The sequence below is a fragment of the Chryseobacterium lineare genome (assembly GCF_977014045.1).
Window position 1 is genome coordinate 2,945,034 of sequence record NZ_CDRNIQ010000001.1, and the last position, 16,145, is coordinate 2,961,178.

A 16,145-nucleotide genomic window follows, 5' to 3' on the forward strand; every position below is an offset into this window, starting at 1 on the left:
ACATTCATTCGATTAGGACTGAAAAGTTTAGGCTGGAAATAACATTAAATACTTTGCTGAGATTCTTACAGAATGACAACCAAGCAATAAAAAGCGTAAACTTTTACAATTAAATAGGTCTAAAAAAATTAACTTAAAACAGGTGGCCTGAAAATATGCTTCAGAAACAGAAAAGAATATTCTGATTTGAAGAGAAAATTGAAATGTGAAAAGAAAGTATTCTCTGTGGTATTGATTCCGGCTATATCAGGAAGAATGTAGATATCAAGTAGTTTCTGTCCGGAATTTTTTGTCTTGTTTAAAGGAGAAGAATCTACATCATTAACCTTGGAAAGCTGTTTGCTGAGATAACATTTTCCGTTACAATGCAACTCGACATTGTTTTTGTTGATACATAAAACTTCAGATATATAATCATAGTTTACAGCATATTCCACCAGCGGTACCAGAGGCCTGAATACCACAAATAAGGTGAGGAATATGCTGCAAATATAATTCATGAAATCAGATTATTTTTTACTGATTGCTTCTTCATATCTTCTGCTGATCTCCTTCCAGTTGGTCACGTTCCAGATAGCGGTTAGATAATCTGCTCTTTTGTTCTGATATTTCAGATAATACGCGTGTTCCCAGACATCAATTCCAAAGATTGGCGTTCCTCTTTCTTCTACTACATCCATTAGTGGATTGTCTTGATTTGGCGTTGAAGAAACGAACAGCTTACCACTCTTATTCACCGAAAGCCACGCCCATCCGGAACCGAAACGGTCTGCTCCTGCCTTGCTCATTTTTTCTTTAAAAGCATCCATGCTGCCAAAAGCATCATTGATCGCTTTCGCTAATTTTGCTGAAGGTTGTGTATTTTTCTCAGGGGTCAGTACTGTCCAGAACAACTCATGATTGTAATGACCTCCGGCATTGTTTCTTACTGCAGGACTCATTTTTGAAGCGTTCGACAAGATCTCAAACAACGTTTGCTTTTCCTGCGGTGTTCCGGCAATTGCTTTATTCAGATTGGCTACATATGCAGCAGCATGTTTTGAATAATGAATTTCCATCGTCTGTGCATCAATGTTTCCTTCCAGTGCATTGTAAGCATACGGCAGAGGCGTTTGCTTAAATTGCGCCATGGCAAACTGGGCCGCAAATACTGCCGTCAAAGCAGCAATTTTCATAATTTTCATAATTTCCTATTTTTATATATGGTTAATATTTTTTTGGCTGGAAGATGGAGGTTGGAAGAATGGAAGTTGTTCTAAACACCATCAAACTTCCATCTTCTAACTTCCATTTTTACTTCAACAACTTCCTGATATCTTCAATCAGGATTTCACGATCGGGATGATATTTTCCGTTAAGCTTCGGAACTGTTCCGTCCGTATCTTCATAATTCAACCCTGAATAATACAGGATCGGCATATTTTCTTTATTATACCGGCAGCGGATATTTCCTTCTTTATCCACCAGAGCGATCATTCCGCTGTGGTTCAGGCTTTCACTTTCATCTTCCTTATCGCCAACATAAATATTAAACTGATCTGCCAGCTTACCGATATAATCTCTGTTTCCGGTCAGAAAATGCCAGTTCGGAGATTTTGCCCCTATTCTTTCTGCATGCTCTTTCAGCAATTCAGGGGTGTCATTTTCAGGATCAATGCTGATGGAGATAATTCCGAAGTCCGGGTTGCTGATCTCATCTTCGATAGCCCGCATATTGCGGTTCATCACCGGGCAGATCGTAGGACATTTACTAAAGAAAAATTCTACCAGATATACTTTTCCCAGCATATCTTTATCGGTGATTTTCTTATTATTCTGGTCGGTAAGTTCAAAAGCAGGAACTTTCATTACCGTGTAAAGACTTTTTTTAAAGTATCCCATTCCTACGCCTATTCCTAAAAAGAGCAAAGCAATAACTACAATCGGAACAATGATCTTTGTTTTTGAGCTGGTTCCTTTTTTATTTCTTGACATATTTTTCAGGATTCTTTTTGAATTCGTCTTTACAGTAAGCACTGCAAAAACCGTACGTTTTATTTTTATAAACTGCCGTATCTTTCATATCGGCTTCGGTCGGCATATTACAGATCGGGTCTACTGCGTTGGCAAATTTCACCGGTTTTGCATTAGACTTTGCGGCTGTATCTGATTTTTTATGCTTTACTTTAGGGGTTTCCTGGGCACAGGCCATCAAAGAGACAGACAATAATGCCATTACAATAACTTTAGATTTCATATTGATTTAGATTGAAATTAATAATTGTATTGAATAAAATTGATTGATTTTTAAACTAAATTTAATAATGAATTTAGTTTAACGCCAGGCTCGCAAAGTTTTTCGTAAAACTTCATGTTTATATGTTCGCAAGGGTACTTCGACAGGCTCAGCATAAACTAAACACTCAGCAAATGATAGCTAAATTTATTTCAATGTCAAATTCAACTAAAAAAATGAGCTGAAAACAGTTTTATGCTAAAGGAGGATGGAATATTCTGGAAAAATATTCTGAAGTACTGAAGTTGATATAATCCGGGGTTGGATTTTTGAGCTTACAGGGAAATCGGTTACCTGCTGAGAAGGAAAGAATTTCATTGGAAAGAAATACATCTACACTGCCAATCTTTATATTCTGATTGTTGTTGGATTGTTTTTCCGTTTTTGCAAGTTCTTTAGCAACGTAGCATTTTCCTTTGCAGGTAGATTGAGGAACGTTTCTGTTTTCGCAAAGATTTTTCACGATATAATCATAGTTCATGGCATAATTCAACAATGGCAAAACAGGACGTAATGCAATGGTAAAAATGATGAATATGGAAATGAAAAATTTCAACTTCTTTTTGTTACCACAAATATACTACTGAAAATCTTCCTATACAGCATTTATGATGAAAGTCATTGATAATTTCCCCGAAACCTTTCTGCATCATGCAGGAAACCTTCGGAACTTACCGAAAACGCGCTGCAACCTGCAGGAGACTTTCGGGAACATCCGAAAACGCGTTACACCCTTGCGACAAACTTTCGGGAACACCCGAAAACGTGTTGCACCCTTGCAAGAGATTTTCGGGTGAAAGGAAAATGTGTGGTGCTTATTTAAATTTTGGCTGAAGCCAGATTTCCCGACTGATAAAAAAACCGGACTAAAGTCCGGTCCTATTGAAATTAAAAGAGTTTTCTTAATTTCAATTCATTCATTTAGAGTCTGTTTAAATTTATCATCTTAAATTACTTAATCAAAACAAACATAGTATATTCCTTTTTACCATTTAGAATTTAAGCTGATTAAAAACGCATTAAAAATTAAGAATCAATACATTGATTTGTGTAAGATAATTAAGTGTGATTGCTCAAAATCTTATTCTTTTAAGAAATCTAAACAGACTCTAGGAAGTAAAAGTCATTCTCTGGATTCTCACGGCATTCAGAATAGCCAGTAAAGCAACGCCAACATCTGCGAAGACCGCCTCCCACATCGTAGCCAGCCCACCAGCACCTAAAATAAGAACCACCGCTTTTACAGCAAATGCCAAAATGATATTCTGCCAGACAATTTTTTTCGTCTGCTTTCCAATATTGATGGCCATCGGAATCTTACCTGGTTTATCATCCTGTATCACGACATCGGCAGTTTCGATGGTGGCGTCACTTCCTAATCCGCCCATAGCAATGCCGACATCACTGAGGGCAACAACAGGAGCATCATTCACGCCGTCTCCCACAAAGGCAACGGTTTCTCTCTTTGATTTTATTTCTTTTACTTTATTCACTTTATCTTCCGGCAGCAGATCTCCGTATGCATTAACAATTCCTAACTGATCTGCTACATGTTTCACCACAGAAGCTTTATCACCGCTTAACATGGTGGTTTTTACATGCAGAGCTTTCAATTTATTGACGGCAGATTGCGCATCGGTTTTCACGGAATCGGCAATCGTAAAATATCCGGCAAACTTTTTATCATAAGCTATGGCAATGAAAGTATAGACGATATTTTCAGTATTGACATCATAATGGATGTTGAATTTATCCATCAGCTTCAGATTCCCAACCAGCAGTTCTTTACCATTAATTAATGCTTTAAGGCCATGTCCGGCAATTTCCTCAACGCTTTCCAGATGAAGAGAATGATCGACTTCTCCCACATATTCGTGGATAGCTGTTGCCACAGGATGTGAGCTTTTACTTTCCAGGGAATTAACAAGTTTAAGAATTTCATCTTTATCCACCTCATTTTTAAAAACAGCTTCCTGTACTTTGAATACACCTTCTGTCAGCGTTCCGGTTTTATCCATTACAACATTTTGAATATTGGCCAGCACATCCAGGAAATTGCTTCCTTTAAATAAAATTCCGTTGCGGCTGCCTGCACCGATACCTCCGAAATATCCCAACGGAATGGAAATCACCAACGCACACGGACAGGAAATCACCAGAAATACCAATGCTCTGTAGAGCCAATCTCTGAAATGATATTCCCCCACGAAAAAGTATGGCAAAAGGGTGATACCGACAGCCAGAAATACAACAATGGGTGTATATACTTTTGCAAATTTTCTGATGAAAAGCTCAGTGGGCGCTTTCTGGGCTGTTGCATTCTGTACGAGTTCCAAGATTCTGCTCAGCTTACTGTCTTTGTAATCAGCGGTCACTTTAATCTGGCTAAGCGTATTTAAATTAATCATTCCCGCCAGCACGGTATCGCCTTTTGTTTTGGTATTGGGCTTACTTTCACCGGTCAGTGCCGCTGTATTGAATGAGGCGGTTTCAGATAAGAGCTCTCCATCCAGCCCCAATTTTTCACCTGATTTCAACTGGATGATCTCTCCGATATTTACGTTTTGTGCTTTAACAGTCTGTGGTTTTCCGTCCTTTATAACCGTTACCTCATCGGGACGCTGGTCGAGCAGGGATTTGATATTGCTTTTTGCCCTTGTCACGGCCATTCCCTGAAACACTTCCCCTACAGAGTAGAAAAGCATAACGGCAACCCCTTCCGGATATTCTCCGATCGCGAAGGCTCCGACTGTTGCAATGCCCATCAGAAAAAATTCTGAGAATACATCTTCATGGGTAATACTTTCCCAGGCTTCTTTCAATACGGGTAATCCTACAGGAATATAGGCAATCAGATACCAGACCAGACGAATCCAGCCGGTAAACCAATCGGCTTTTATCAGGTTATCCAGCACGATACCGACTAGAAGCAATCCAAAAGACACCATCGCCGGAAGAAACATCTTAAATACCGACTGATTTTCCGTTCCATGAGAATGGTCGTGATCGTGACCGTTATGGTCATGAGATTTTTCCTGTTTTGATTTTGTACTACAGCATTCTTCCATACTTTAAAACTTTTAATCAAAATTATACATAAGCCCGATGCAATGCTATTGCAAACTTTCCAGGCAGTTTTCGCAGATTCCTTTGGCAAAGAGTCTTATTTCATCGATCCTGAAATTGGTTGTAACATCTTCAGGGAAAGAAATATCTTCTTTGCAGGTGGTCTGTTTGCAGATCTTGCAGTAGAAATGAAGATGCCAGTCATTGTGTGTATTTTCGTCGCAGCCATCATGACACAGCTTGTATTTGGTGGTGGTATTTTCCTGAATACTATGGACAATCCCTTTTTCCTCAAATGTTTTTAAAGTCCTGTAAATGGTTGTTCTGTCTGCATTGTCAAAGTAGTTTTCTATTTCAGACAAAGAGAGCGCCGCCTCCTGAGAACTCAGAAAATCATACACCAGAATCCTCATGCTGGTGGGCTTGGTATTCTTATCCATTAATTTATTTTCGATATCCTTTTTCATGATCTTGCTGAATTAATGTTCGTGTTCCCCTGAATTTGTCAGTTTCGCATTAATAAAAAATGCACCTTTTACGGCGATCTTTGCACCAGGTGCAATATTCTGTACGGAAGTTATGGCGGTGTAACCCATATCCGATGATCCTTTTACGACTTCCACCTTTTCAAAGGTAATGGTTTTAGGGTGATTAATCTTTTCTTTTTCATGACTTTCCCCGGCAGCTTCATCGGCCATTTTATCCGTCTGAACAAAAACATAAAACTTACCATCGGCTTCCACAATCGCTTCATCAGGGATTGCCGGGGTTACTGTTTTGTCGAGACTTACGATACCGGTAATATTCATTCCGTCGATCAGCCCCGCTTTATTACCCGTCACATTGGCGTGTACGGAAATGGTTTTGCTGTCGTTCTCAAAGGAAGAGCCGATGCTGTAGATTTCCGCGTCGTATTCTGTTCCGGGATTGTTGGTTAATTTAAAATGAACAATCTGTCCTACTTTCATCTTCGGCAGATCTTTTTCAAAAACCTGCAGATCCAGGTGGATGGAATTATTATCGATAATTTCTGCCACCGGCGAAGAAACATCTACATAGCTACCAATCTGTGAAGTAATACTGCTGATCGTCCCATTGATCGGTGCCGTAATGGCAAGTCCAGACCGCATACTGCCATTATTTACTTTTCCCGGACTTATGCCCATCATCTGCAGCTGTCTCACGAGTGAGGCTTTGCGGGTTCGCAGTGTTTTAAGCTCGGCATCAGCGCTCTGCAGATTTTTCTTTGCTCCCGCATCATTGTCGAAAAGCTCTTTTTGTCTGCGGTATTCCTGTTCTGCATACGCCATCCTGCTGTTTACGGTGAGATAATCTTCCTGAAGCTGTATGAATTCCGGGTTGGTAATCGTTGCAATTATCTGTCCTTTTTTTACAAAACTTCCTACCTGAATCGGTAGAGTTTTTATAATTCCACCATAGAGAGAAGTCACCGTTGCCTTATTATTGTTCGGAACCCGCAGCAATCCGTTGGCTTTGATGGTGGAAGTAAGTTCCTTCATTTCAATATTTCCCAGAGTAATACCAACAGTGCCGATCTGCTCTTGCGTTAAAGAAGCGATTGTCGGAGCTTCCTCATGATGATTCTGCTGCTCCGTTGTATTATCCGGATTTTCAGCAGCGGTTTCTTTTTTACTACAATTTGTTGTAAGGGTAGCAAAGATGAAAAGGGATATAATGTTATATTTAAATTTCATGCTATTTATTAATAAGTGAATTAATGATAATGACCGACTGATTAACCTGCTGAATAGATTCCAGGTATTTTAGCTGGATATTCGTAGCAGTCTGTAAAGCAAAAAGATATTCCACATAAGAAATTTCGCCCGTGGTATATCCTAGCTGAGCAGCTTTTACGATTTTATCAGCATTCGGAACAGCCTGACTTACGTAATATTCATACTGCTGGAGATCGTGTTTATGTTGGTTAAAAGCATTTTCCCACTGCGCCAGTAACTGTTTTTCCTGATGCCGGGCATTGATTTCAGCAGCCTGTTTCTGGTATTCCCAAGACTGTATTCTTGCTTTGGTAGCTCCAAAAGTTAACGGTATTGCCACGCCCAGACTCAGAGAACTGAAACGGTCGCCGGCGTTGTAAAATTGTTCCTGCCCATTTTTTGTATGAAATCCTATCAGTGACTGATTGGTATATCCGATACTGAATTCCGGAAGTCCCTGTGACTTTTCAACATTTTTATTCTTTTCTGCAATACTTATTTCCTGATAGAATGCTCTTACGGTTGGATGTGCGGCAATTACGCTGCTGTCAAGAACATTTTCTGCTTTTAACGGTTCATAATTTTTATTGAATACAATTTCAAAATCACTGGTAGTATTCAGGATGGTTTTTAAATTGTTGTAGGCATTATGTAAATACACTTCGTTCTGTTTCAACAACAAATTAATTTCACCTTTCTGCGTTTCTGCGGTATTGATTTCAATCTTTTTGATATCTCCCGCTTTAAATCTTACCGTGGCAATCCTGATAAAATCCTGATACAGACTGTCGAGATTTTTCAGCTTCGATTCGTTGTACTGTAAATATTCGATCTGGTAATAATACGTTCTTACCTGCTTTATCAGTTCATTCACGGAAATCTCTTTTTCAATCTGCCTGCTTCTCACATTTTCATTAATCAATTCTTTTCTTGCTTTAAATAATGTTGGAAAAGGAATGCTTTGTGAGATGGAAAACGACTGATCGAATTTCGGACTGTTGTATTGTCCGAGCTGGGCATCAACATTAAGTTTCGGGAGTTCTTTTGCAGTTGCTTTCAATGCTTCAGCAGATTTTATATTTAAATCTTTTGACTCTATATTTAAGTTATTGCTAACTACCATTTCGATAGCCTCATCAATGGAAAGTTTTCGGGACTGAGCATTTGTATTTGCGCCAAGGAGCACGAACACCAGCACAAGAATTGGGCTTATGGATTTCATTTTCAGATTTCCCATTTTAGTTTTTGAATTAAAAATGATATACAGCATCGGCAAAACAAATAAAGTAAGGAAAGTTGCCGACAAAAGCCCTCCGATAACAACTGTGGCGAGTGGCTTCTGCACTTCTGCGCCGGCTCCTGTAGAAATGGCCATCGGCAAAAACCCTAATGATGCCACCGTTGCTGTCATCAGAACGGGTCGCAACCTGATTTTTGTGCCTTCAAGGACTCTTTTCATGATATCTTTTTCCCCATCTTTCTCCAGCTGATTAAAGGTTCCGATCAGGACAATTCCGTTTAGGACGGCAACTCCGAAGAGCGCAATAAAGCCTATCCCGGCACTGATGCTGAAAGGCATATCCCGCAAAATCAATGCAAACACACCTCCGATAGCACTCATCGGAATGGCAGAAAAGATTAAAGCCGCCTGCTTCAAAGAATGAAAAGTAAAATACAACAGCATAAAAATCAATAACAATGAAACCGGAACTGCGATCATCAGCCTTTTGCTTGCTGCCTGCAGGTTCTCGAACTGCCCACCGTAGGTAAAGTAATAACCGGATGGCAACTTTACCTGATCCAGCTTTGTACGAATATCTTTCACAACGCTTTCTACATCGCGGCCGCTTACATTAAACCCAATGACAATTCTCCGTTTTCCTTCCTCACGGCTGATCTGCGCGGGACCAAGCTTATAACCGACATTTGCCAACTGGGAAAGCGGAATCTGCGTTCCTGTACCGGTAGATATCATTAAATTATTCACATCATCGATATTGGTGCGGTGAAGGCTGTCGAGGCGCACCACCAGATCAAAACGTCTTTCATTTTCAAAAATCTGCCCGGCACTTTTCCCGGCAAATGCGGTGCTTACGGCAGTATTAACGTCTTCAATATTGAGTCCGTAGTTAGCCATTCGTATTCTGTCGTATTCCACATTAATCTGAGGAAGACCACCAACGCGTTCGATCTGTGGCGCTGTCACCCCATCAACCGACTGAATAACCTTACCCGCTTTTTCGGCATATACTGATAATGAATCAAGGTTTTCCCCGAAAATTTTAACGGCTACATCCTGGCGAATTCCCGTCATTAGCTCATTAAACCGCATCTGGATCGGCTGATTCTTTTCAAAGAAAACGCCGGGAATGACTTCGAGCTTTTCCATAATTTCATCTGCCAGCTCATCATAATTTTTATTGGACTTCCATTCTTTCTGAGGTTTTAAAACAACGATTAAATCTGAAGCTTCAGGAGGCATGGGATCGGTGGGAACTTCTGCAGAGCCCGTTTTCCCAATCACCATTTTTACCTCATCAAATTGTTTGATAATCCTTGAAGCCTGCATGGATGTTTCGATACTCTGGCTTAATGAGCTGCCTTGTGGCAAAATGCAGTGAAATGCATAATCGCCCTCCTGCAGCTGAGGAATAAACTCACCACCCATATTTTTAAAAATGAACACTGTAACAACAAAAACGGCAATTGTTGCAGAGACAATGATATATTTCAGACTGATCGCTTTTTTTAACAAAGGCTGGTATATTTTCTGAAGCTTTCCCATCATTCTGTCGGAGAAACTTTCTTTATGAGATATATTCTTAGAAAGAAATAAAGCGCTCATCATAGGGATGTACGTTAATGATAAGATCAAAGCCCCCAGAATAGCAAACCCCACCGTTTTGGCCATTGGTGTAAACATTTTTCCTTCTACACCGGCGAGTGTAAGAATGGGAATATAGACAATCAGAATAATGATTTCTCCAAAAGCGGCGCTGCTTCTGATTTTTGACGCAGAAAGAAAAACTTCTTCATCCATTTCTGCCTGGGTGAGTTTCCCTACGGATTTTCGCAAGCCTAAATGATGAAGGGTTGCCTCAACAATAATCACTGCCCCGTCGACAATCAATCCGAAATCAATAGCTCCCAGGCTCATTAAATTGGCGCTTACGCCAAATACATTCATCATTCCTAAAGCGAACAATAAAGCGAGCGGGATCGCAGAAGCAACAATCAGTCCTGCCCGAAGATTCCCAAGGAAAATAACGAGAACAAAAATAACGATGAGCGCGCCTTCAATAAGATTTTTCTCCACTGTTTTCATAGCTCTGCCTACGAGATCTGTCCTGTCAAGAAAAGGTTCTATCACGATATCCTCAGGAAGCGACTTTTGTATTACCGGAATTTTTGCCTTGATATTGCCGACAACGTCATTGCTGTTGGCACCTTTCAGCATCATAACCACTCCACCTACGGCATCCACATTACCATTGTATGTCATTGCTCCATACCTTACGGCACTTCCTAAATGAACCTCTGCCACATCTTTCACAAAGATCGGAACACTTCCTGTTTCATTTTTCACCGCAATATTTTTAACATCATCCAGAGACATCACCCTTCCGATTCCACGGATGAAATAAGCGTTGGGCTTTTTATCTATATAAGCACCTCCTGTATTCTGATTGTTTTTTTCCAGCGCTGTAAAAATATCGGTAATGCTCACTCCCATCGCTTTCAGGCGGTTCGGATCAATGGCAACCTCATACTGCTTCAGCTGTCCCCCGAAACTGTTGACTTCTGCCACCCCGGGAGTTCCGTTAAGCTGTCTTCTGACGATCCAGTCCTGCATTGTTCGGAGTTCTTTAGCATCATATTTTTTTTCACTTCCTTTTTTAGGATGGAGAATATATTGATACACTTCACCCAGACCTGTACTTACAGGGGCAAGTTCCGGAGAGCCGATCCCCTTTGGAATTTCTTCGGCAGCTTCTTTCAGTTTTTCACTGATCAGCTGGCGTGCAAAATATATATCTACTTTTTCTTTGAAAACAACCGTAATCACCGATAATCCAAACCGGGAAACACTTCTGGTTTCTTCAATATCCGGAATATTGGCTATACTCTGTTCAATAGGAAACGTAACGAGCTGTTCCACTTCCTGCCCTGCGAGCGCAGGACACGTCGTGATAATTTGAACCTGATTGTTGGTAATATCCGGTACCGCATCTACCGATAATCTGGTTGCACTCCAAATGCCCCAGACAATCAAAAGCAATGTCATTACGCCAATGACAATTTTGTTCTTGATGCTAAATTTTATGATTTTATCTAACACAAACTAAGATTTAATGGGTGACTGTTTTTATCTTTCACCACATAATATTTTTAAAATTATTGCGTATTCGCTAAGACGTTCACTCAGCAAAATGAAGAAAATACAGTCATTAATATGATTGAAATAATTAAAATTCTATCATCCTGAAAATGACAGATTCAAAGATATATTCTTGTACTCTGCAAAGGAATTGCAAAGTTTCAGAATGTTAAATCAAAAATTAAATTTTAGGAGGTTGCCAGATGTGATCGTAAATCTGGTAGACAAAATTATTCTTCTGGAAAAGAATTTTCTTTGAAAAATACACCCGGATTTGTTCCGGAATATCGATCAGCGTATCCAGTTTGAAGGCTGCTACCGTAATCTGACAGCAGTTGCAGACACACAAAGGAGAGCAGATATCTCCATGATCTTTTGAATGAGAATTATCAGCAATAAAAGAAAGCCGAAGCTGATCTGAACCGTGTGATTTCTGCATATCTTCACAAGGCATCAGCGATAATGCCACGAAATAAAATGCAAGTATTAATCTTAACAGGTTCATCCCAACAAATGTAAAGCTTTTTTTATAAAGAGATTAATTAAAATAAAATTTTGCAAAATTTTGCTGCCATACTGTAAAAACCATTAATTTTATCCTATGAAAGTTTTAATTGTAAACGGCCCGAATCTTAACCTGCTGGGAACTCGCGAACCGGAGGTCTACGGTACAACATCAATGGAAGATTACCTGAAAAATTTAAAGTCTCAATTTCCATCTCATGAACTGGATTATTATCAGTCCAATATTGAGGGTGAAATTATCAACAGGCTGCAGCAGGACGATTTTGACGCTCTGGTAATTAATCCGGGTGCATTTACCCATTATTCTTACGCTATTGCCGATTGTTTAAAGAATATAGGTAAGCCTAAAGTAGAGGTTCATATCAGTAATATTTACAAAAGGGAAGAATTTCGTCAAAAATCTGTTACGGCAGCAAATACTGATGCAGTTTTATCCGGCTTTGGTATGGATGGATACAGGCTGGCTTTGTTGAGTCTGATTTCTGCTTAAGCTAGCCTATAACTACAGATTGCACGAATTTTCACACATGATGTGCAAGTATAATGCTTTTTAGAGTTCTCGATAGCTTATATAAAAAAACCTCATCAAATGATGAGGTTTTTTACATTTATTAAATTGTCTGTTCCTGTAACTGAGGACCGGAAGTCACTAATTTTTTAGCTTCGTCCGAATTGCAATACTGTTCAAAATTCTTGATGTATTTTGCAGCAAGATCTTTTGCTTTTTCTTCCCATTCTTCAACATTGCTGTACGTATCTCGCGGATCCAAGATGCCTTCAGAAACATTTGGCAATGAAGTAGGCACTTCCAGATTCATAATCGGAATTCTTGTTTTCGGGGCATTTTCTATAGAACCATCAATAATAGAATCAATAATTGCTCTCGTATCTTTTAATGAAATTCTTTTTCCGGTTCCGTTCCATCCTGTATTTACCAGATAAGCTTTTGCCCCGTTTTCTTTCATTTTCCCGATCAGTGTTTTCGAATACATGGTAGGATGTAATGTAAGGAAAGCTTCTCCAAATGCCGGTGAAAAAGATGGTTCCGGTTCGGTAATTCCTCTTTCTGTTCCGGCTAATTTTGAGGTATAACCACAAAGGAAATGATACTGAGCCTGGTCTTCATCCAACACAGAAACCGGAGGCAATACTCCGAAAGCATCTGCAGAAAGATAGACAATCTTCTTGGCGTGTCCTGCCTTTGAAGGTAAAACAATTTTATTGATATGGTAAATAGGATAAGATACCCTTGTATTTTCTGTAATAGAATTGTCTGTATAATCAGAAACGCCATTATTCACAACCACATTCTCAAGAAGCGCATCTCTTCTGATGGCTCCGAAAATATCCGGCTCTTTTTCTGCTGAAAGGTCGATTACTTTTGCATAACATCCGCCTTCATAATTGAAGACTCCGTTATGGTCCCAACCGTGCTCATCATCCCCGATAAGGTATCTTTTCGGATCGGCAGACAACGTTGTTTTTCCGGTTCCGGACAGCCCAAAGAAAAGAGCTACATCACCGTCTCCACCAACGTTTGCAGAGCAGTGCATGGAAGCCATTCCTTTTAGCGGGAGGTAATAATTCATCATTGAGAACATTCCTTTTTTCATCTCACCACCATACCATGTTCCTCCGATAATCTGAATTTTTTCAGTAAGATTAAACATGATAAAGTTTTCAGAATTCAATCCCTGCTCTTCCCAGTTCGGATTTGTAGCTTTAGAACCATTGATTACGGTGAAATCCGGTTCTCCAAAATTTTCCAGATCAAAATGGGAAGGGCGGATAAACATATTCGTCACGAAATGCGCCTGCCACGCAACTTCTACAATGAATCTCACTTTTAATCTCGTATCTGCATTGGTTCCGCAAAAAGCATCCACCACGTAGATTTTTTTTGATGTTGAAAGCTGATTCAGCACTAATTCTTTACAAGATTGGAAAATTTCCGGAGTTGTCGGAAGGTTTACCTTACCGTCCCAAAAAATTGTGTCTTTTGTAACATCATCCTGAACAATGTATCTGTCTTTAGGTGAACGACCTGTGAAAATTCCTGTTTTTACTGATACTGCACCAGATTCCGTAAGCTCAGCTTTCTCAAAGCCCTGATTTTCAGGAGAAACTTCAGCCTGATACAATTCTTCGTAAGAAGGATTATAGACGACTTCATAGTTTCCTTTAATCCCTAATTTTTCTAAATCCTGGATGATTTTAGCGTGTTTCATTTTACTTATATTTTCTATTTCTTTTTTGGGGTTTAACAAAATTAATATTAATTAATTGTTAAAAGTGGTTTAAATATAATGATATAAGTCAGAATGGCAAATAAAAAAACAAGTTTGTAACGCCCTGATTACAAATTAATTATATCTGACCATTCAAAAATAGTGTTAAAATCTTTTCCCCAAAAATAGTCCTCAAAGCCGCCAAATTTTCTGCTCATGACGAAATCTCCACCCCAGGCACCCAAACTTTTGACAAAAACAGGACAATCTGCGAAAAAACGATCCTTAACTATAGGAATTTCAAGAAATTCCGATATTTTTTGTTCATGAAACAACATTAAGTCTGAAAAATTTTCCAATTCATGGCATAATAAAATTTTTCTTGTAAGATCCGAAAATTCATCGACCAGTTTTTGAGACTTATTTTTTGACCGGTAAAAGTTAATTCCTTCACGGCTGTCCTGCTTCTGATTAAGGTGGATAAAAATCAGTTCATTTTTAAAAGAAGGATTGAAGTCTACCTTTTCATATTTGATCTCCGGCTTGCTCTGATAAAGCACCGCAGATTTCTCTTTTGCCACGGCTATATCATAACCGCTTCCGCCAAGACTTATCGTATTTAAATAAAAAGGATCAATATCTGCCCATTCTGCAAGATTGTTCATTAATGTAGAACTGCTTCCTAAACCGTAGTCTGCCGGAAACTGAAGATTGGTCGAAAGATGGTAAGTAAAATTGCTTTTGAATTTTGTATTGGAAAGCAACTGAACGTTTTTTAATGTTTTTAAAATAAACTCAGCGCTTACAGGGATATTGGTTTCCAAAATCTGCCAGTCCTGATAATTGATGACAGCCTTCAACCATAATTTATTCTGATGATACGCCTCCCAGAAGATAAGGGATTTCTCATCATTTTCTTCTTTAAAAGAAAACTCTTGTCCCAGCTTAGTTGGTACTGCCAGGACAAGAGCTCCGTCTATTGCGAAATATTCTGAAGTAAGCATCAGCTTTCCCGGTGAAAATATCTCGCCCATGATTTATTACATTTTAGATTGCAGAAGCGACATCAACAGAACTGTCAATTTTCTTAATCAGTCCCTGTAATGTTTTTCCGGGTCCAACTTCTACGAAATTGGTTGTACCGTCTTTGATCATATTTTGTACAGACTGAGTCCATTTTACAGGACCGGTAAGCTGTGCAATCAGGTTTTTCTTAATTTCATCCGGATCAGAAACCGCCGTTGTCGTAATATTCTGATACACCGGAATGGTTGCTTTTCTGAATTTTGTCAGCTCGATTGCTGCTGCCAGTCTCTCCTGTGCCGGCTGCATCAAAGGAGAGTGGAATGCCCCGTTTACCGGTAACAATAAAGCTCTCTTTGCACCTGCTTCCTTTAATTTCACACACGCTTCTTCAACTGCTGCGGTTTCGCCGGAAATTACCAGCTGGCCAGGACAGTTGTAATTGGCAGGAACTACGATTCCATTGATTTGGGAACATATTTCTTCAACTTTAGCATCTTCCAGTCCTAAAATTGCCGCCATGGAACTTGGATTGGCATCACAAGCAGCCTGCATAGCCTTTGCTCTTTCAGAAACCAATTTCAGACCGTCATCAAACGACAGAACACCATTGGCAACCAATGCTGAAAATTCTCCTAATGAATGTCCCGCAACCATTTCTGCGCCGAGACCATTTACTGCTTTCAATGCAGCAACAGAATGTATAAAAATTGAAGGTTGGGTAACTTCGGTTTTTTTTAGATCATCATCTGTTCCGTTGAACATGATAGAAAGGATATCGAATCCTAAAATTTCGTTGGCAGATTCCATCAGATCTTTGATGTCTTTTCTAGAATCATATAATTCCTTTCCCATTCCTACGAACTGAGAACCCTGCCCAGGAAACACAAGTGCTTTCATGTATTAATTTAAAA

At 39.4% G+C, this 16,145-nt stretch carries 14 protein-coding genes; 1 reads left to right on the plus strand and 13 read right to left on the minus strand.

Annotated elements, in window-relative coordinates:
* Window positions 1–128: 128 nt before the first annotated feature.
* The 10 genes from ACWNCI_RS13140 to ACWNCI_RS13185 form a co-directional block, all read right to left on the minus strand.
* On the minus strand, window positions 129–500 hold the full coding sequence (locus tag ACWNCI_RS13140) for a hypothetical protein (protein WP_449388633.1): 372 nt from the start codon (window positions 498–500) through the stop codon (window positions 129–131).
* A gap of 9 nt (window positions 501–509) precedes the next feature.
* Entirely contained in the window at window positions 510–1,184 is a 675-nt protein-coding gene (locus ACWNCI_RS13145; protein ID WP_449388634.1) for a superoxide dismutase, read from the minus strand.
* Window positions 1,185–1,293: 109 nt separating this feature from the next.
* The gene (locus tag ACWNCI_RS13150) at window positions 1,294–1,974 is read right to left on the minus strand and encodes an SCO family protein (protein ID WP_449388635.1); all 681 of its coding nucleotides are present in this window, start codon (window positions 1,972–1,974) and stop codon (window positions 1,294–1,296) included.
* Window positions 1,961–2,236, minus strand: coding sequence for a YHS domain-containing protein (locus ACWNCI_RS13155; protein ID WP_449388636.1), 276 nt, complete (start codon window positions 2,234–2,236; stop codon window positions 1,961–1,963). The genes ACWNCI_RS13150 and ACWNCI_RS13155 overlap by 14 nt, the downstream gene beginning before the upstream one ends.
* Window positions 2,237–2,468: 232 nt before the next feature.
* A complete protein-coding gene (locus tag ACWNCI_RS13160) occupies window positions 2,469–2,831 on the minus strand; it encodes a hypothetical protein (RefSeq protein ID WP_449388637.1) in 363 nt (120 codons plus the stop codon).
* 553 nt (window positions 2,832–3,384) lie between these two features.
* Window positions 3,385–5,343 carry a heavy metal translocating P-type ATPase gene (locus ACWNCI_RS13165; RefSeq protein ID WP_449388638.1) on the minus strand — a complete coding sequence of 653 codons (1,959 nt, stop codon included), beginning with the start codon at window positions 5,341–5,343 and terminating at the stop codon, window positions 3,385–3,387.
* Window positions 5,344–5,388: 45 nt separating this feature from the next.
* Window positions 5,389–5,808 carry a Fur family transcriptional regulator gene (locus ACWNCI_RS13170; protein WP_346983898.1) on the minus strand — a complete coding sequence of 140 codons (420 nt, stop codon included), beginning with the start codon at window positions 5,806–5,808 and terminating at the stop codon, window positions 5,389–5,391.
* Window positions 5,809–5,820: 12 nt separating this feature from the next.
* Window positions 5,821–7,056 carry an efflux RND transporter periplasmic adaptor subunit gene (locus ACWNCI_RS13175; RefSeq protein WP_449388639.1) on the minus strand — a complete coding sequence of 412 codons (1,236 nt, stop codon included), beginning with the start codon at window positions 7,054–7,056 and terminating at the stop codon, window positions 5,821–5,823.
* A 1-nt stretch (window position 7,057) separates the two neighbouring features.
* Window positions 7,058–11,416, minus strand: coding sequence for a CusA/CzcA family heavy metal efflux RND transporter (locus ACWNCI_RS13180; RefSeq protein WP_449388640.1), 4,359 nt, complete (start codon window positions 11,414–11,416; stop codon window positions 7,058–7,060).
* Between the two features lie 220 nt (window positions 11,417–11,636).
* A complete protein-coding gene (locus tag ACWNCI_RS13185; RefSeq protein WP_449388641.1) occupies window positions 11,637–11,960 on the minus strand; it encodes a DUF6660 family protein in 324 nt (107 codons plus the stop codon).
* 96 nt (window positions 11,961–12,056) lie between these two features.
* Between ACWNCI_RS13185 and ACWNCI_RS13190 the strand changes: the two genes are divergently transcribed.
* Window positions 12,057–12,470 carry a type II 3-dehydroquinate dehydratase gene (locus tag ACWNCI_RS13190; protein ID WP_449388642.1) on the plus strand — a complete coding sequence of 138 codons (414 nt, stop codon included), beginning with the start codon at window positions 12,057–12,059 and terminating at the stop codon, window positions 12,468–12,470.
* 121 nt (window positions 12,471–12,591) lie between these two features.
* On the opposite strand, the gene pckA is transcribed toward ACWNCI_RS13190, so the two are convergent.
* From pckA to fabD, 3 genes are all read right to left on the minus strand, one after another.
* Window positions 12,592–14,208, minus strand: a complete 1,617-nt coding sequence (gene pckA / locus ACWNCI_RS13195; protein ID WP_449388643.1) for a phosphoenolpyruvate carboxykinase (ATP) — start codon at window positions 14,206–14,208, stop codon at window positions 12,592–12,594.
* A 128-nt stretch (window positions 14,209–14,336) separates the two neighbouring features.
* Complete coding sequence (locus ACWNCI_RS13200) at window positions 14,337–15,242, minus strand: GYDIA family GHMP kinase (RefSeq protein WP_449388644.1); 906 nt, start codon at window positions 15,240–15,242, stop codon at window positions 14,337–14,339.
* A 13-nt stretch (window positions 15,243–15,255) separates the two neighbouring features.
* On the minus strand, window positions 15,256–16,131 hold the full coding sequence (gene fabD, locus ACWNCI_RS13205) for an ACP S-malonyltransferase (protein ID WP_346983893.1): 876 nt from the start codon (window positions 16,129–16,131) through the stop codon (window positions 15,256–15,258).
* Between the last annotated feature and the right edge of the window lie 14 nt (window positions 16,132–16,145).